The sequence below is a fragment of the Wukongibacter baidiensis genome, from assembly GCF_050888315.1.
Lineage (GTDB): Bacteria > Bacillota > Clostridia > Peptostreptococcales > Caminicellaceae > Wukongibacter > Wukongibacter baidiensis.
On the sequence record NZ_CP138202.1, the window covers coordinates 2243666 to 2261803 of the forward strand.

The window sequence follows — 18138 nt, forward strand, 5'->3', positions numbered from 1 at the left end:
ACACGTTTTAAAATCATTTCCTTACGCTGGCATTACCCATGTCAAGTTAAAGGGTCTACATCATAATAGATGTACTCTCAGCCTGATTACACAAGCTCCCCGTCTCTATAAAATTATAGTTCATTATACCTCTTTTTACGTTATACATCAAGACTTTCTGGGTAAAAGATGGTATTCCCTGAAATTGTAAAATCTAGACTTCGAATCTTTTACACAACTAGGAGCCTCCATAATTTATTCGATTTCAAATATCATCTTTATTCCTTTTTTCAGCTCTTTACCATCATTAGATTTTATTCCCTTATTTATATAAAGACTATAGGCTGTGTGACTTTCAAATGATTTTTCATGTTTAACTATTATATCTTTTCTATTGTCTGAAAGCTCAGGCTGTATAGATGCAAATTTATTTGTATTGGTATTTAATATAAAGATATTATCTAATAATGTTGATTCATCTAACTCAGCGTTGAGCTTAATTGTCCACTCTTTCTTTGCTGAGACAGTACAGCCGTCTTCCCATAGAACATATTCACTATCATCAATAATTGTTATAGGGATGTTATTCTTGTAACTTTCAAGTTCAATAGTAAGCGTATAATCTCCTTGCGAAATATTAGAGATATCTATTATTTTCTCTCCAACTCCATCCTTATCTATTTTCTCATTTAACATTAAATCATTGTCTAAATAAATCTTTAAATCATCACCTTTATGATTGTTAGAATCATATTTAACAGTAATACTATCTGTCTGGGCGGTGTTATTAGAGGGACTTATCACTTCAAAGCTTTCTGTACCATCATTGAAATCACCTACATTTACCAATCCTTGACCAAATAATTCATCCCATCCACTTGTTCCAAGATCCTCGATATTGGATAACAGTAACTCTTCTATTTCATCAGATTCTCTATTTAATTCATCTAGTTTAATCATTGCAACTACTGCTGATACATAGGGAGTAGCCATTGATATTCCGCTTAAATTTGAGTAATTATTACCAGGTGTACTACTATAAATATCGTCTCCCGGTGCTGAAATATCAACAGTTGAACCATAGTTTGAAAAATAGGCTCTTTCGTCTCTTCTAGTTGTTGCTGCTACTACAATTACTTCTTCCTTTTGTGCAGGATAATAATATCGAACATCATTTGAATCATTACCTGCTGCCACTACAACCATTACATCCTTACTTAAGGCATAATCTATTGCCTCATCCATATAGGGTGAAAAACCTACCCCTCCTAGGCTCATATTAATAACGTTTGCTCCATTATCTACTGCATATCTAATGCCTTTAGCAATATTGGAGTCATAGCCAGTTCCAGTAGCATCTAGAACCCTAATAGCCATTATTCCAACACTATCGGGAGTAGCATCAGTTATAATTCCTGCAACATGTGTGCCGTGTTCATTTTCATCCATAGGGTCGTTATCATTATCTACAAAATCATACCCCCCTACATATCTACTACTAAGAAATTCATGATTGTAATCAATCCCTGTATCTACTACAGCTACTGTGACAAATCCATCGGCACTTTCTAGTTTCTTAGATAGTTTATCAGCACCAATTCTCTTAGTACCCCAAGATATGGGAGTTCCTCCATATGCCTGCCTTTTATAATCTGGTTGAATATATTCATAGCCTGGGCTTAATAAGGATGCTTCCAGTGCTTCTAAATCTACTATAGCCATTTCTGTGTCTAATTGAATACTTTCACATACTTCTTCTCCAGTTTTTTCATCTATGTATTTTGCTATTATTCTGTCGGTCTTTTGTGGTTCAGGAGTAAATTGATTTACATCTAATGCTTCAACTTCATTGATATATCCTATAAAGCAAAGAGTCAAAATATTTATAAGCAATATTAATGAGTATACTTTTCTTTTCATTTAACTTCTCCCCTTCATCATAATTTTAATCTAGTTAATTGTATAAAAAGATTGTAATATAATTGTGTTAGAAATGTGTCAAATTATGAAATATGAAAAATAACAAAAAAAGGAGGGGGATATCAGCTAATAAAAGTCATAGTTTTATTAACTGATATCCCCCCATTTCCCATATAGGTAAATACTGTGAGTTTAATATATATATATATATCCATATTCTTTATTTCATTTACTCTTTTATATTTTTATTTAGTGGAATAGAAATATAAAACGAAACACCCTCATCTTCATTTTCAAACCAAACTTCTCCACCATACAAATCTATAGTTCGTTTGACAATATTGAGTCCCAAACCACTTTCACCATCATTTCCTTTCTGAAAGGCGTTAAATAGTTTGTCTTTTTTCTTATCTTCAATAGTAGAGCCATTATTATATATTCTAATAACTGCTTGGTCATCTTCTTTCTTTAATGAAATCCTGATCTCATCTTTGCTATATCTAAGTCCATTCTGTAATATATTTTCAAAGACTACCTTCCATTGCTCCTTATCTCCTTTGATTAGAGTTTCCTCAAGCTCTAAGTCCCAATCCACATCTGTTCGTCTGTACTTTAATCTATCATATACTCTTTCTATGATCTCTTTCAAGTTTATATCCACTTGTTTTACTTCTTTATGGTGGGTAGTTAAATAGTCTAAGTTAGTAATGTAAACTAAATCAAATACCTTTTTTTGGAGCCGAATTGCTTCTTGATCTATAGAATCTAGGGTGCTATTTAGACCTCCCTTAGGATAAAACCCATCCTTTGTTGCTTGTATATAGCTTCTAATAACCATTATGGGCGTTTTTAATTCGTGGGAAATACTCTGTAGCATATTTTGTTGTTTATTATCGTAGGCAACCAACTGTTGACGCATACTTTCACATGATTCTGCTAAATCTCTAAACTCTTCTGACCCCTTTAAAGAGATCGGTTCGTTCCATTGACGTTTTGCAATACTCTCCATTTCCCTTCCCAACTTTATAAATGGCTTAGTTAGTCTTTTTGCTATTATACGGGCTGGTACAAACATAATTAATATAACAATAAGAATGGCCAAGAAGACATACCAAAATCTACTCAAAACTTCCTTTCTCATATTTTGAACTGCATAGGAATATATATATACATCCTTATCTTCTATTGCTTGTTTAGTAATAACATAGTAAGTGTTTTCATCTTCATACCTTCCTTCACTACTAAACTGCTCTTCGCCTATATTAGTCAACGAACCTTCCTTCGCTGGTGACGTAATTTGGGCTTTTATTTGAAAATCGTTATCATCTTTTACAATATGTTTAACCTCGACACTAGATATAGCTTGGGTAGTTGGTGCTATTAATTGTTCATTATCTCTATTCTCTGCACTTTGTAATGTTATCATCTGTTGCTCTTTTTCTATATTACTAAATAACTGGTCCTTTAAATAGACTTCTAAAGAACCATAAATAATTAAAGCTATTATTACTCCACTTATACCAATACACCCAATAAACCATAACCAAATTTGAATAGACAATGATTTTGCTCTAATCATTATACCCTCCTGTAGCCATATCCATAGATTGTTTCAATTCTTAAATTTGGCATCTTCTTCCTCAATCTTTTGATTAAATTGTCAACTACTCTTTCCGTATAAAAGGAATCACTACCCCATACGTTTTCTAAAATCTGTTCTCTAGAAAGGGCCTGACCTTTTGCTTCAATAAATAAAAGAAGCAAATCAAACTCTTTTGATGTTAAACCAATCTCCTTATCATCTAATGTCATTATTCTTTTATGTTTATCTATCTGATAGGTGTCCATTGTTACTTTATCGTCATTTAAGTTGCTCCTATTACCATATACTCTTTGCATTATCTTTTTAATACGTATGATTAATTCTCTAGGCAAAAAAGGTTTAGCTAAATAATCATCACTACCTAGTTCCAAGCCCATAATTCTGTCCATGTCACTATTTCTTGCAGACATAAATATAACTGGAACATTCGGTGTTTTTTCTTTAATTTCCATTAATAGTTGAATACCATCTATATCTGGGAGCATAATATCTAAAGCCCATAGATCAGGCGGTTGATCAATCATTCTTTGAGCTTCTATCCCTGTCGTAAAGGAAGTTAATTCCCACCCTTCCTGTTTTATATAATAGGATAAGATTTCATTTAAACTTTCCTCATCTTCAACTAAATTAATTCTATACTTCATGCTATTCTCTCCTCCCATATTTCAATCTATTATAGAGTAAAAGAGAACCGAAATAAAGGGTCCTCTTTTATTTTGTCATATTCTATTTTACTTTTTTACAGGTGCACTTTCTATAACTGGCACTAGTTTTGGATTATGCTTTTTAATATACTCTAGTAGTTCCTCTTGACTCATTTTTTTCATTTTTTCTAACGCTTCTTTGTCTTCTTTCGTTAGTTTAGATTCCTGGGGATTCTCTGATTCACTTGCAGGCATAGTTGAACCTGTTGTTGTATTAGATGACTTAAAATTCTTTGATTCACTTGCAGCTGTAGTTTTTAAAGGTGGCATTACTCTTGGATTATGCTCTTCAATGTACTCTAATAGTTCCTCTTGACTCATTATTTTCATTTTCTCTAGCTCTTTTTCTTCTTCTTCTGTTAGTTTAAATTCCTTACCATTCTCTACTTTATAGGCAGATTGTGTATTCCCTACTTGTTTTGCACTGTTTGAATTTGCATATACCCCTATACTTCCTATAATCATTACTCCTGCTAATGTTGATACTACTAATTTTTTCATATTCATTTTGTACTCCTCCTAATATTTATTATTTTATTTGCTTTACAAGTTAATTATAAAAAATGATTGTAATGTAATTATGCTAGAAATGTGTCAAATTAAGAAATATAAAAACCTACTATTATTTATCATATGTTTCATCTCTATTTATACTAAGCCAATAAAGTGAAATTACTAAAGCTCTGTTTAAGGATTTCAACATTGAAGAAGTAAAAAAAAATTTAGTACTTGCTCAATAATATATAAAGGACAATAAAAATTTAAGCACAAAAAATTTCTGCCACTTGAATTTCTAAAAGTGTTATGATATTATTTTTGCATTAGCTTAATATTAAAAATGCAGTGAAGAGGAGTAGTAAATAGCTGATCGATTGTAGAGAGCTGTTGGGTGGTGTGAAACAGTATCGTAAGCGTTGAACTCGCCTCAGAGTATCCTATATGAAATAATGTAAGATAGGACGGCAGCTTACCGTTATAAGTTTGAGGGTATTGTTATATCAGACTTCTGATATGATAATAAATTAGAGTGGTACCGCGAATTTCTCGTCTCTATACATTTAGTATAGAGATTTTTTATTTGGAAAAATGGAATACTCTTTTAACTCACAATATAAAAGTAAAGACTTGTTATAAGGAGGAATAAAAATGAGCTTAGCTTACAATCATAAAACGATTGAAAAGAAGTGGAGAGCTAATTGGGAAAATAACCCAATTAACAAAGATGAACAAAATAAACCAAAGTATTACTGCCTAGATATGTTTCCTTATCCTTCTGGAAGTGGACTTCATGTTGGTCACTGGAGAGGTTATGTACTTAGTGACGTGTGGAGTCGTTATAAGGTCCTTCAAGGTCATTATGTACTTCATCCAATGGGATGGGATGCTTTTGGTTTACCTGCTGAAAACTATGCTATTTCACAGGGTGTCCATCCATCAATAGCAACAGCTGAAAATGTTAAGAATTTCAAAAGACAATTGCACGAAATAAGTGCTATCTACGATTGGTCAAAAGAGATAAATACGACAGACCCTAACTACTATAAATGGACTCAATGGATTTTTGTAAAAATGTTTAAAGAAGGCTTGGCATACGAAAAAGAAATGCCAATTAACTGGTGCCCAAGCTGTAAAACAGGCCTAGCTAATGAAGAAGTTGTTAACGGTGCTTGTGACCGCTGTGGTGCTGATGTGACTAAGAAAAATCTTAGACAATGGATGTTAAAAATAACAGCCTATGCTGAAAGATTACTTAATGATTTAGAAGGATTAGAATGGTCTGATAAAGTTAAGAAAATGCAATCGGACTGGATTGGTAAATCATATGGTGCTGAGATTGACTTTAATATAGAAGGATTAGATGAAAGTATAAAGGTATTTACTACTAGACCTGATACATTATTTGGTGCTACCTTCATGGTGTTGGCTCCAGAACATGAAATGGTAAAAAAATTGACATCAGAGGAATATCAAGAAGCAGTTGAAGAGTATGTACATCAGGCATCAATGAAATCATCGGTGGATAGAATGCAAGAAAAGGAAAAAACAGGAGTCTTCACAGGTGGATATGCAATCAATCCATTAAATGGTGCAAAGATTCCAATCTGGATATCAGATTATGTATTAGCAGACTATGGTACAGGTGCTATTATGTGTGTTCCTGCCCATGATGAAAGGGACTTTGCCTTTGCTACAAAATTTGATTTACCTATTGTTCAGGTAATTAAGAATCCTGATGACGAGCTTACGCAGCTAGAAGATGCTTATACCGATGAGGGTGTTATGGTAAACTCAGGTACCTTTGATGGAGTGAAATCCACTGAAGCAAAGGAAGCTATAGCTAATTACCTTGAAGAAAAAGGTATCGGTAAAAAGACAACCAATTACAAATTGAGAGATTGGGTCTTCTCTAGACAACGCTATTGGGGTGAGCCTATACCTATTGTTCACTGTGACAAGTGTGGTGCCGTTCCAGTTCCTGAAGATGAGTTACCAGTCACTTTACCGGACGTAGAATCCTACGAGCCAACTGGAACAGGAGAGTCTCCGCTAGCTGCAATAGAAGATTGGGTTAATACAACATGCCCTAAGTGTAGCGGAGCAGCTAAAAGAGAAACTAATACAATGCCTCAGTGGGCAGGATCTTCTTGGTATTTCTTAAGATACGTGGATGTAAATAACGATAAAGAGCTTGTATCAAAGGAAATGGCAAGTCAGTGGCTACCGGTGGATATGTATGTTGGTGGTATAGAACATGCCGTATTACACTTACTTTATGCTAGATTCTACACCAAGTTTTTATACGATATCGGAGTTGTAGATTTTGAAGAACCATTTAAGCGTCTATTTAATCAAGGTATGATCTGTAAAAATGGTGCAAAGATGAGTAAGTCTAAGGGGAATGTTGTTTCACCCGACGAACTTGTTGAAAGGTATGGATGTGACTCTTTAAGACTATATGAGTTATTTGTAGGTCCTCCAGAGTTAGACTCTGAATGGGATGACAGAGGTATAGATGGTGTTTATAGATTTATTAATAAAGTATGGAAGCTTGTTACAGATAATATTGATAAAGATATTACACCAACGAAGGAAATGGAAAAGGCTAGACATAAGCTTATCTACGAGGTGACTAATCGTTTAAATAGCTTCCACTTAAATACTGTAGTAAGTGCCTTCATGGAATATAATAATAAGCTTATTGATATTTCAAGAAAACAAGGCGGAGTGGATAAAGAAACATTAGAAACATTAGTAACTCTTTTAGCACCTTTCGCCCCTCATATCTCAGAAGAGCTATGGGAGATGATTGGGCATGATACAAGTGTATTTGAGCGTTCATGGCCTGAGTACGATCTAGAAAAAATGAAGGAAAATGAAGTTGAAATGCCTGTCCAAATCAATGGTAAGGTTAGAGCAACTATAACGATTAGTGTAGATGAAGATAAAGAAAGTGTCTTAAATAAAGCTAAAGAAGCAATTGCAGATAAGATTGATGGTAAATCAATTATTAAAGAAATATATGTACCTAACAAGATTATTAATGTAGTTGTGAAATAAAGTTTAGTGGGCTGTCTCATAATGGGAGCATATCAACCTTTATATGAGGCAGCCTCTTTTTATTCCAAACTCTAGAATGTCCTATAGAATGAGCATTCTATTAGACCTAAATACGCTTATTCATTTTAATCAAAGTATCTTCTCTTCCAATTTCCTTAAATCCACATTTTAAATAGCATTTCAAACCTCTTGGGTTATATGTTCTAACTACTAAGCAAAGCTGTTTTGCATTTAAGTTATCTTTAGCATATTTTTCAAGTAACTCAATCATTTTTTCACCATAACCTTGTGAACGCAATTCTGGTATTATGTATAAAAAGCTTAATGCGTACTCATCTTCATTTTTTGTTTTTATAAGTGCACCTTGGCCAATAAGTAAATTATCTTTATATAGCAATAAAGATATATTCCTTTTATCTTTTGTAAGTTTTTCTCTCCATTGCTCATGATCAAAAGGAAATTTTGCTATGGGCCATACAAGAAACATATCATCCTTATCAGCGATTAACTCTTCAATAATTTTTGTGTCCAATGGGACATTCTCAACTAATTTCATAATATCTTATCCCCCTGTTCAGTTAAATCTGTTATTAGCTTTCTCTCAAATTATTCCTATTCTTAATCAGCTATAGAAAACGTCAAAGGCATTTTCCCATTTTCCCCTCCTTTTTTTTAGTTAGACCCTAATTAGAAACTCAAAATAAAACCTAAAGTTATAGTTCCATGTGTTTTAATACATCCCTAATCAATTGATCTAACTGCTCTCTTTATTCATGACTTAGACATTAAAAAATATCAATCTATATAATTAGAGTTGTAACTAGATTCTACTGCTAATTATTTTTCCTGTCAATTCTTAATTTTGCGACAATTAATCCAGTACCACTGCATCAAACCATGTTGATTTTTTAATTCTATTTTTTATTAAACCTATGCAATCCACCTTACTAATTTACTTATCTTACCTTATTCTCAATAGTATTTAATTTGTCATCGTGATTTTCTTCTTATAAAATGCATTAGCGGTTTATCTATCTAAGTATATTTAGTATAATCTTAATATATCTAATTCCCTTTGGTTGGAAATTAAACCCGAATTTTTCATGAATAATTCGGATTAAAATAATCTAAAACAATAGAGGTGATTCTAATGAACAGACTTGCAGTGAAGATAAAGGAAGCTAGAATAAAGGCTGGACTAACAGAGAAAGCACTGGCTAAAAAATGTGGTTTGTCAGTTGGCTATATAATACAAGTTGAATCAGGTAAGAAGATTGTAAATGAAAGTGTTGCCGAGAAGATTCTAAAGTCCCTAGGAACTAAAGAAGAATTTGTTAAAGAAGAAAAAGTTATAGAAAAACCTAAAAAAGCTAAACCTGCTCCTAGACCTCAGGGAACTATTCCCGTTGAGCCAAACCAAATCTGGGCAGATGCTTTAGCAGGAGTTATTAAAAAGTATCCAATATATGAGCTGAATTCTAAGAAGATTACTGATTATAAGGAGTTACCTATAATAAATAAGAAAATTGAAGGTCATCATCCAGATAAAATAATGTTTGTAAAATCTCCAAATGACGATATGGAAGCCTTTAGAATCAAGAAAGATGATGTGTTAACTATATCTATAACTAAAGACATACAAAATTACTGTATATATTTATTTGAAATGAGTGGCAAGAAAATGATTAGACAATTGAAAAAAGACGTAAACAAGAAAGTTGTACTATCAAAGTGTGCAAATGATAATTCTGCTATGACTGTTGATATGAATAAAGTAAAAGTTTTAGGAAAAATTATCAAAAATGAATTTTCTATATAGGAATCGTAATAAATCTTTTAAATTTATAAGTGCGTTCTATATAGATAGTTCACCCTAACTCCCGAAAGGAGGATTTATAATGTTAAAGGATATAGAGTATTTTCCAACTCATATTCAAGACTTAATTAGGCACTTTAACTTCGATAGATTACCTGTTGAAGGAACTTTTTATAATAGCACCTACAGAAGTACCGAATCTAATAGCGATGGAAAGTCATGTGGTACTGCAATGATAGGAATGTATTGCAATGAACCTCTAAGTGTTTCCTGTTTCCATAAACTTCAATCCGATGAAGTTTGGCACTTTTATGGTGGAGATCCCTTCTATCTATATTTGCTTTATCCAGACGGAACCCATGAAAAAGTATTATTAGGTAGCGATGTTCTGAGTGGGCAGAAAATACAATACGTCGTTCCCGCAGGAGTTTGGCAAGCAGGTGCTTTAGCCCCAGGAGGTGTGTATGCATTATTTGGTTGTACCATGGCTCCTGGCTTTACCGGTACTGGCTTTGAAGCAGCTATCGGAGAAGAACTTGAAAAACAGTATCCTGATCTTAAGGATATCATAAGAAAGCTAAGTGTTAACGGACATCAGACTAAAATGCCTGTAGGATTTGCAGAATAATAATCTATAATAGCTCTGATTTAGAGTTCTCTTGATATATATTTATAAGTTTTCACGGAACTTTGGGCATCTTGTCCTTGGTTCCTATTTATTATAGTATCAGAACTCTCTCCTCTTTGAGTAAAAAGTACTTAATAAAAAAAACTTGATTTAATGCGACATGCTGTTGTCGTATTACATCTAGTATAATTAAGATATACTAACGTAAGAGGAGGTTTTATCTATGAATCATGAAATTGTAACTTTAAATAAAGATAATATAGACACCGAACATATCTGCTGTGCAATTAGTGAAAAGAAAGGCGAAAACTGTGTAGGTAGTAAAAAGCAGTGGTTAAAGGAACGTTTTAAAGATGGGCTTGTATTTAAAAAACTAAACCAGAGAGGTAAAGTTTTTATAGAATATATACCTGCCGAAAAATGCTTTGCACCTATTACTGCTCCTGATTTTATGTATATCAACTGTCTATGGGTTTCTGGAAAATTTAAAGGACAGGGGTATGCTAATCAGCTTTTAGAAGAGTGTATAAAAGATTCTAAACTTAAAGGAAAAAAGGGACTTGTGACTCTTGGGTCTAAAAAGAAAATGCACTTCTTGACAGATCCTAAATTTTTGAAGCACAAAGGCTTTGAAATATGTGATACTGCCAATCCATCTTTTGAGCTATTATATTTGCCTTTTGAGAAAGTGGATACACTTCCACAATTTAATGATTGTGTGAAGACTGGTAGGATAGATAAAAAAGGGGTAGTTATTTATTATTCTAATGGATGTCCACATACAGACAAATATGTTCCCATTGCTGAAAATGTTCTCAAGGAAAAGAATATTCCATATGAAATAAACAAGTTAGAAACTGTAGAAGATGCACAAAGCTCACCTACACCTTGTACAATCTACACTCTATTCATTGATGGAAATTTTGTAACTAATGAGGTCTTAACAGAAAAGAAACTTCTTAAGTATTTAGAGAAATATAGCATGCTAAAATGATATGATGGGTATTTTTTATAGAGCACCATATCTGTAATTCACCTTATACTAACCTTCTATCGCTTTGAACCAATCCAGTATAGTATTGCTCTCCTCTAATCAAACGCAAAGTATTAATCCCCATTTTTTTTGGACTTCTCAATATTTTGATAGAACTCGTCTCATTGGTATATGACAAATAGACGAGTTCTATATATTCCCTATTTAACACACATCAGAACTGTTCCTTTGTATCTTCTCTATAGCCGATGACTTTTTGCTATTCCTTATAACCATAACCACTATTGAGATAATAGATAATAAGGATGAAGTATAAAAAGCAACCCTTGTACTTGTTGAATTCAATAGATTTTGAACAAGTGCACTCAAAATCGGCGATGAAAATTGTCCTAAAAACATGCTACTGCTTACAATTGCAAGAGCAAAAGTTGCTTCGTTCTTAGGTACTACCATTGTCGCCTGTAGCATAAATGTTGGCAATAGTAATCCTGATCCTATCCCTACACAAACAATAGCAAATCCAATAAAGATAATATTAACCGTGAAAGATAGGATAACAAACCCAATAAGCATAATTATTAAAGAGATAACAACCTTTAAATTCTTAAGCAGCTTTGTTATCTTAAAAAAGAGCATCCCTACTATAAATGAACTGAATGTCAATAAAGATATAAATATACTTGAAGTTCCTGATTGACCTAAGCTAAACTCCGCTAGAAACAAGGATAAATTTGTTGGTACAGCGTAGAAAATAACTGATACGATAAATGTCCCAAAGGCTATCTTCCATACCGCTGAGTTGATTGTTCTCTTCTCATATCTTTCTTTCTTAACCATTGGTAGCTCCTTCAAGAAAAATACAACTAGCACAAAAACTATTCCAGCTGTCAAGTAGACTGCAAAGGCATATCTCCAACTAATTGCCGCTAATACTCCCGATAAAAGTGTTGCTATAATACCTCCTAGATTGTTTACGGCCGTTGAATATCCCATCATTTTCGTACGTTGATTACCATTATAATAATCTGCGATTAGTCCAGTGGATAGAGGCAAAATCAATCCGATTCCCATACCTAAAACAGCTCTAAAAGCAAGTAATTGAACAATGCTTTGGGTAAATCCACCACCTATACCACCAATAATGTACAACGACAAACCGATTATGATGATTTTTTTCTTACTGTAAAATTGAGCTAACTTACCCGACATAATGCTAAATGGAATTAATATAATTGCAGGTAAAGTTAATATTAGCTTTATATAAAGTGGGTCAACACCTTTAAACACTTCCTTTATCACTCCTAGTACAGGAGCCACTGTCGCTCCAACCATAACTGTTAGAAGCGACAAAGATAAGATCGTTATACTTAATCTTTTATTCATCTTCATTCCTCCTCAATTTTCCTTGTCTTACAAACTGTACCCATGGTAATGTCAACTTTTACAAAAGTTATAATTGCAATTGCATATTATTATCATAACATATATAGTTTATTTTTGAAACTATTTTTATATTTTTTGCTAAACCACAATCATTTTTTATCGTTTTAACACAAAAGTAGCTCATTAACTTTTCGTAACGAACCCCAGTCAACTTCCAACATGTATTGTTTCAACACAACACATTTTCCAAATAACTTATCAGCATAATTAGTTTCAGTATAATAATATAAGTTTCATTTTGAAACTTTATCATTGTTTCCAACGGCAACTACTTTACAATATTTTTCTTGAAGGTTATAATTGTCTATATAAGAAAGAAATTTAAGAAAAAAGGATGAGATGAGTGAAAAAAGATCAGTTTAGCAAGTATATAACAATCATTTCTAGAAATATGAATTACTGTTTTAATAAAAAATTAGAGGAATATAGTATTAATAAAAGTCATCTTCAAATTCTCCACTACCTTCATAATCATGAAGGAGTTATTCAAAGTGAGTTAGGTCATTCCTTAATGTTAGATAAGATTACAGTTACAAAGGTATTAAAGAAATTAGTTGAAGAAGGCTATGTGGAAAAGAAAGAAGGTAAGGAAGATAAGAGACAAAAGAAGTTATATATAACAGAGAAAGGCCATAGGTTCCACGATGAGGTGTTTAGTATAACACTAGAAATAAACGACATTTTGTCTAAGGGCTTTTCACCTGGAGAAAAGCAAATGACCATGGAATTATTAATTCGAATGTCAGAAAATATTTATGACGTTGTTCAAAATTTAAGATGATATAGTTAAAAAAATAGAATTTTAAAAACACGCTCCCTGATCATTGTTTAAAAAGAGCATATAGAAAGAAGATACCTTTTAATTTAATCTTTAAAAGATATCTTCTTAGTCACCTCAGCTAAATAACATAGCTCAACATTAAATTAGTATATGAAATTATGCATTATACTGCCTTAATTCTCGTCATACTTATTTTACCGTTAACTTTACTTAGATTTTTAATTTTTAAGGTTGGGTTACTAACACCATATTCATCCATAATATCCTCAAGTATCTTAAATTCATTTCTCTTAATTACGACTTCAATCTTGTACCTTCTCTCTCCATTGTTACCTCTGGCCAGAAAGTTGTTAACCGTATAACCTTCTTCTCTAAGTTTTTCCGCTATTTTAATCATTTTATTTTTATTTTTTAAAAATACATCTACTTCTAAAATACCAAGTGCTAATCGTTCTTCAATTCTGCTACCTATAAATACTCCTACCGTCTTCCCCAGTGCATAAGCAACAGTGAAATGTAAACCCGTTGAACTAGTTACCTTTGTAACAACCGTTGCAAAAATCATAGCATCTACAAATACAACTAGATAAACTGGATTCATGATTTTTTTTGATATTAGTATCGTTTTTAGCGTTGCTAAAATATTAGTAAACGATGTTATTAGAAATAGACCAATCACGCCTAATATAACATTCTGTGTAATAATCTCACTTCCTTCTTTTATTTATTGCTATTTTCATATTATTTTTTATTAGTGTATTGTTTAGTTCAAAGCTCCTGTTTGATTTTTGGCACCTATACTAATTCTTAGATTTTAATAGTATTCAAAGCATATTCTCAAAATCTGAACACGCTCAATCAAGCATCTTTTTTTTGTGAGTAAATATAATTTTGCCCACAAAAAAGCTACCACTTTATATATTAGTAAAATAATCAAGTACTCAAATAACTTATATTGAAATTTCAAAATAGATTAAATCAACTTTAGTTAAATTATTGAATATTCTAGGGATTTCTAACATTAAACAAGAAAGGCATCTGATTCTTGTACTTCATAGAAATTGAATGGAAAGTATGTACTAATAATTTTAGAAATAACGATAGGATTATTGTTAAAAATTACATATACTTCTATTCAGCTTATCATTATCAATTAACTAACTTTACTAGTATATCATACCTTAACATTTCTTGCAAGGATGAATATATGATGTATAGCAATAATTACCACTATTTGTCCCCTTGAACTAACTTCCTCACTAAACTAAAATAACAACATGAAAAAAATTAAATCGGCTTACATATTAATTTTTCTAACTATAATTTCTATTATTATCTTTTTGTTTTTAGAAGTTCAACAAGGAAAAGAGCAAATACCCAAACCAGAGAAAGGAGAGCATGAATACCTTCTTAAGTCAAAAAGTAGGAAGCTTGAAGGTATCGATATTGAATCAATAATTGAATATGGCGACTATTATGTTCTAGGAGTTCACTATCCCATAACAACTAATCACGAGATAAATGAAGAAGTATCGAAAATTAATCAAGACCATATTTCAAACTTTAAAAAAGATGCAAGTGAGTTTTTCGAGGGTACTCCGCCTGAGGGGGGATTTTCCTCATGGGTATATGAGTTAAATATTGATTATAATGTTTTCCGCTCAAGCGATGAAGTTGTAAGCTTTAAATTTGATGTACATAGCTTCACAGGTGGTGCTCATTCCATCCATGAGATATACACAAAGACTTACAATCTCGATACTGGATACGAATTTATGTTAAATGATGTTTTTAAGAAGGATTCAGATTATCTTAATATTCTTTCTAAGATTTCATCTAAGCAGCTTACTGAAAGCGGTCGCCTAGGAGACTATGTTAATGAAGACTGGATAAAAGATGGTACTTCTCCATCGGTGGAGAATTTTAAGCATTTTGTACTAACAAATAACTCCATCATTTTTCACTTTTCAGAATTTCAGGTTGCACCCTGGGTAGCCGGACCTCAATATGTAGAAATAGAATATGAGGAATTAAAAAATATATTAAGCTCTGAGTTCTTTTATCAACCCTTCGAGAATGAAGATGATGAATTTGTTGAAACTCCAGAAGAGCCAGTACAACCTCCAATCGTCAATACCAACGGTTCTCCAGTGATTGCCCTTACATTTGATGATGGTCCTCATCCGTCCTATACAGCGCTTATTCTAGATGAGCTAAAAAAACGCAACGCAGTTGCTACATTTTTCGTTCTAGGAAATAGAGTTCAATATTATCCTGAATTGCTTTCAAGGATTGTGGCTGAAGGAAGTGAAATAGGTAATCACACTTGGAATCATAAACAGCTCACACGTGTTTCACCAGAAGAAATAAGAAAACAGCTCAATGACACTCAAGAAGTTATAAAAAATACAGTAGGTTTCTATCCTACAATAATGCGCCCACCCTATGGTTCGGTTGATAGTCGTGTTAGAAAAGAAATTAATATGCCGATTATCCTATGGTCAGTTGATACTGAAGATTGGAAAAGTAAGGATAGGGAAAAAATAGTTGCTCACATATTGTCTAAAAGTAAAAATGGAGATATTACTTTACAGCATGATATCTATAAGTGGACTGCCGAATCAGTAGGCCCTATACTTGACGATCTAATAGCTAAGGGATATAAGTTTGTTACAGTAAGTCAATTATTAGGTTTTAATAAAGATCCATCAACGGCTACTCCAGGCAAGTTATATCATCTACGAAAATAAAACCCAATTAAAGTACTAGAGGGACAGCTACACACTGTCCCTTTAAATTTGTAATAGCTTAACTTTCTTATATCCTCTCATATAACCATATGTATTTTAACCTTAAAAATAATTCTTACCATATTCATTTCTAAAGATTTTATCTAACTGTAACCCCTCCTCTGAGTGTGGTTTTTTCTCTTCATCAGGATATCCAAAGGCAATTATTGCTTCCACTCTTATATTAGAAGGTAGGTCCATCAACTCTCTTACATACTCTTCTGAATCTACGCCCTCCGATGTAAGCCTATTTCTAATTTGAATCCAGCATGATCCCAATCCAAGAGATTCAGCAGTCAAATGTGCTATAGTTGTAGCTATAGCTGCGTCTTCAATCCATATATCCGTTTTAGTTTCATCTACTAATATTAATAGACACTGAGGCGCTCCTGCTAAAAATTTACCACCTTTAGCCTTGGAAACAGATAACTTTGATATAGTCTCCTTGTTATCTATATAAATAACCTCCCAAGGATTAATGTTCTTACCTGATGGAGACCTAAGTATTGATTTGAGTAATATCTCCACAGCCCCTTCACTTATTTTTTCCTCTTTATACCTTCTAATGCTACGTCTGTTTTTTAATAAGCTATACATATTTATCTCCTTTCTACTTTCCTTATTTTCTCACAGCATATTACAAAAAATATTTACTACAATATATTTATATTCTAATAATATTTTACCTTATCTATATGATTTTGGGAATTTATCTTATGCTACTTTTCTCAAGAATATCATTAACAACTTTATGCGTTAAACTAATGATCTACTTTAATTTTTTAGAGTTAGCTGGTAAAATCTATTCTATTTTATTAAATTAAAAATCTTCTTTGATCATAGAAGCCATAGCCTAATCGTTTTAAAGTACAAAAAAAGTACTAGGTTGATTTCCCAGTACTTTTTTAAATAATAAACTTAAAACTTCAAGTCTTTTAGTATCTGCTTCAGCTTGTAAGCGGAAGCATGTAGTAAGCTTACTTCACTTTCTTCAAGGGGTAGCTCTAAAACCTTGTGTATACCCTGTCGATTCACAATAGTCGGCAAGCTTAATGCAATATCATCAATTCCATATTGCCCATTGATTACACTAGATACTGTTAAAATTGCGTTTTCATTTCTTAAAATAGCTTCGGTAATCCGCCTTATTGTTAATGCAACCCCATAATAAGTGGCATCTTTACGTTCTAAAATGTGATATCCCGCATCCCTAACATTTTCAAAAATCTTATTCTTATCATCTGAAGTAAATGCATTAGAACATATAGGGCAATATTGATCGAGTTTCATACCACCGATATTTGCTAGGCTCCAAACAGCCACTTCGCTATCGCCATGTTCACCTATAATATAGCCATGAACATTTCTTGCATCAACGTTGAAGTGTTTACTTAAAAGGTAGCGGAATCTCGAGCTATCTAGTACAGTACCTGATCCAATTATTTTAGATTCTTCATATCCAACACTTTTTGCTGCAACATATGTTAATATATCTACTGGATTAGTGGCTACAAGGATGATAGCATCTCTAGTATATTTCGAGATATTTTCCATAATGCTTTTTATAATAGCAGTGTTTTTATTGGCTAAGTCTAAACGGGTTTGACCCGGTTCCATACTAGGTCCTGCAGTCATAATAATTATATCAGCATCCTTACAGTCAGAATAATCGCCTACACGAATATCCATAGGCTTTACAAAGGATAAACCGTGATTTAAATCCATAGCTTCGCCTTCAGCTTTCTTGTTGTTAATATCAATAAGAACCATCTCAGAGATTAAGCTAGAATGCATCAATGTAAAGGCTGCGGTAGAACCAACGAATCCAGTTCCTATAACAACTACTTTATTTCCTCTTTTCTCCATGTTTCACCACTCCCTTCATCTATAATATTTGTTGTATATACAATTTAGGTTCAATGT

The 18138-nt window shown here is 32.6% G+C and carries 15 protein-coding genes and 1 other annotated feature; of the genes, 6 read left to right on the top strand and 9 right to left on the bottom strand.

The window, feature by feature from the left end; translation table 11 throughout:
• Positions 1-234: 234 nt before the first annotated feature.
• The 4 genes from R9X47_RS10160 to R9X47_RS10175 form a co-directional block, all read right to left on the bottom strand.
• Complete coding sequence (locus R9X47_RS10160; RefSeq protein ID WP_432666692.1) at positions 235-1899, bottom strand: S8 family peptidase; 1665 nt, start codon at positions 1897-1899, stop codon at positions 235-237.
• 229 nt (positions 1900-2128) lie between these two features.
• Positions 2129-3478, bottom strand: coding sequence for a sensor histidine kinase (locus tag R9X47_RS10165; RefSeq protein ID WP_432666693.1), 1350 nt, complete (start codon positions 3476-3478; stop codon positions 2129-2131).
• A complete protein-coding gene (locus R9X47_RS10170) occupies positions 3478-4146 on the bottom strand; it encodes a response regulator transcription factor (RefSeq protein WP_432666694.1) in 669 nt (222 codons plus the stop codon). The genes R9X47_RS10165 and R9X47_RS10170 overlap by 1 nt, the downstream gene beginning before the upstream one ends.
• Positions 4147-4233: 87 nt before the next feature.
• On the bottom strand, positions 4234-4713 hold the full coding sequence (locus tag R9X47_RS10175; protein ID WP_432666695.1) for a hypothetical protein: 480 nt from the start codon (positions 4711-4713) through the stop codon (positions 4234-4236).
• 327 nt (positions 4714-5040) lie between these two features.
• Positions 5041-5261, top strand: a binding site (T-box leader).
• 91 nt (positions 5262-5352) lie between these two features.
• Between R9X47_RS10175 and leuS the strand changes: the two genes are divergently transcribed.
• The gene (leuS, locus tag R9X47_RS10180; protein WP_432666696.1) at positions 5353-7764 is read left to right on the top strand and encodes a leucine--tRNA ligase; all 2412 of its coding nucleotides are present in this window, start codon (positions 5353-5355) and stop codon (positions 7762-7764) included.
• A gap of 106 nt (positions 7765-7870) precedes the next feature.
• Here the strand turns inward: leuS and R9X47_RS10185 are convergent, their stop codons facing one another.
• Positions 7871-8320 carry a GNAT family N-acetyltransferase gene (locus R9X47_RS10185; RefSeq protein ID WP_432666697.1) on the bottom strand — a complete coding sequence of 150 codons (450 nt, stop codon included), beginning with the start codon at positions 8318-8320 and terminating at the stop codon, positions 7871-7873.
• A 594-nt stretch (positions 8321-8914) separates the two neighbouring features.
• Between R9X47_RS10185 and R9X47_RS10190 the strand changes: the two genes are divergently transcribed.
• From R9X47_RS10190 to R9X47_RS10200, 3 genes are all read left to right on the top strand, one after another.
• Positions 8915-9583 carry a helix-turn-helix domain-containing protein gene (locus R9X47_RS10190; RefSeq protein ID WP_432666698.1) on the top strand — a complete coding sequence of 223 codons (669 nt, stop codon included), beginning with the start codon at positions 8915-8917 and terminating at the stop codon, positions 9581-9583.
• Between the two features lie 79 nt (positions 9584-9662).
• Entirely contained in the window at positions 9663-10208 is a 546-nt protein-coding gene (locus R9X47_RS10195) for a cupin domain-containing protein (protein ID WP_432666699.1), read from the top strand.
• A gap of 223 nt (positions 10209-10431) precedes the next feature.
• A complete protein-coding gene (locus R9X47_RS10200) occupies positions 10432-11202 on the top strand; it encodes a GNAT family N-acetyltransferase (protein WP_432666700.1) in 771 nt (256 codons plus the stop codon).
• Between the two features lie 204 nt (positions 11203-11406).
• On the opposite strand, the gene R9X47_RS10205 is transcribed toward R9X47_RS10200, so the two are convergent.
• Positions 11407-12585, bottom strand: a complete 1179-nt coding sequence (locus R9X47_RS10205; RefSeq protein ID WP_432666701.1) for an MFS transporter — start codon at positions 12583-12585, stop codon at positions 11407-11409.
• A 403-nt stretch (positions 12586-12988) separates the two neighbouring features.
• On the opposite strand from R9X47_RS10205, the gene R9X47_RS10210 reads away from it, so the two are divergent.
• Entirely contained in the window at positions 12989-13426 is a 438-nt protein-coding gene (locus R9X47_RS10210) for a MarR family winged helix-turn-helix transcriptional regulator (protein WP_432666703.1), read from the top strand.
• Between the two features lie 163 nt (positions 13427-13589).
• On the opposite strand, the gene R9X47_RS10215 is transcribed toward R9X47_RS10210, so the two are convergent.
• Entirely contained in the window at positions 13590-14105 is a 516-nt protein-coding gene (locus R9X47_RS10215; protein ID WP_432666704.1) for a DUF5698 domain-containing protein, read from the bottom strand.
• Between the two features lie 598 nt (positions 14106-14703).
• On the opposite strand from R9X47_RS10215, the gene R9X47_RS10220 reads away from it, so the two are divergent.
• Positions 14704-16176, top strand: coding sequence for a polysaccharide deacetylase family protein (locus tag R9X47_RS10220; protein WP_432666705.1), 1473 nt, complete (start codon positions 14704-14706; stop codon positions 16174-16176).
• Between the two features lie 102 nt (positions 16177-16278).
• Here the strand turns inward: R9X47_RS10220 and R9X47_RS10225 are convergent, their stop codons facing one another.
• Both R9X47_RS10225 and R9X47_RS10230 read right to left on the bottom strand, forming a co-directional pair.
• Entirely contained in the window at positions 16279-16812 is a 534-nt protein-coding gene (locus tag R9X47_RS10225) for a nitroreductase family protein (protein ID WP_432666706.1), read from the bottom strand.
• Positions 16813-17133: 321 nt separating this feature from the next.
• On the bottom strand, positions 17134-18081 hold the full coding sequence (locus tag R9X47_RS10230; protein ID WP_432666708.1) for an L-lactate dehydrogenase: 948 nt from the start codon (positions 18079-18081) through the stop codon (positions 17134-17136).
• Positions 18082-18138: the final 57 nt, after the last annotated feature.

Bases quoted from the DNA above. Each gene is read 5' to 3' on its own strand.
- R9X47_RS10175 (WP_432666695.1), bottom strand. From the start codon at position 4,713: ATGAATATGAAAAAATTAGTAGTATCAACATTAGCAGGAGTAATGATT.
- R9X47_RS10160 (WP_432666692.1), bottom strand. From the start codon at position 1,899: ATGAAAAGAAAAGTATACTCATTAATATTGCTTATAAATATTTTGACT.
- R9X47_RS10220 (WP_432666705.1), top strand. From the start codon at position 14,704: ATGAAAAAAATTAAATCGGCTTACATATTAATTTTTCTAACTATAATT.
- R9X47_RS10205 (WP_432666701.1), bottom strand. From the start codon at position 12,585: ATGAATAAAAGATTAAGTATAACGATCTTATCTTTGTCGCTTCTAACA.
- R9X47_RS10190 (WP_432666698.1), top strand. From the start codon at position 8,915: ATGAACAGACTTGCAGTGAAGATAAAGGAAGCTAGAATAAAGGCTGGA.
- R9X47_RS10195 (WP_432666699.1), top strand. From the start codon at position 9,663: ATGTTAAAGGATATAGAGTATTTTCCAACTCATATTCAAGACTTAATT.
- R9X47_RS10230 (WP_432666708.1), bottom strand. From the start codon at position 18,081: ATGGAGAAAAGAGGAAATAAAGTAGTTGTTATAGGAACTGGATTCGTT.
- R9X47_RS10200 (WP_432666700.1), top strand. From the start codon at position 10,432: ATGAATCATGAAATTGTAACTTTAAATAAAGATAATATAGACACCGAA.
- R9X47_RS10185 (WP_432666697.1), bottom strand. From the start codon at position 8,320: ATGAAATTAGTTGAGAATGTCCCATTGGACACAAAAATTATTGAAGAG.
- R9X47_RS10170 (WP_432666694.1), bottom strand. From the start codon at position 4,146: ATGAAGTATAGAATTAATTTAGTTGAAGATGAGGAAAGTTTAAATGAA.
- R9X47_RS10225 (WP_432666706.1), bottom strand. From the start codon at position 16,812: ATGTATAGCTTATTAAAAAACAGACGTAGCATTAGAAGGTATAAAGAG.
- leuS (WP_432666696.1), top strand. From the start codon at position 5,353: ATGAGCTTAGCTTACAATCATAAAACGATTGAAAAGAAGTGGAGAGCT.
- R9X47_RS10165 (WP_432666693.1), bottom strand. From the start codon at position 3,478: ATGATTAGAGCAAAATCATTGTCTATTCAAATTTGGTTATGGTTTATT.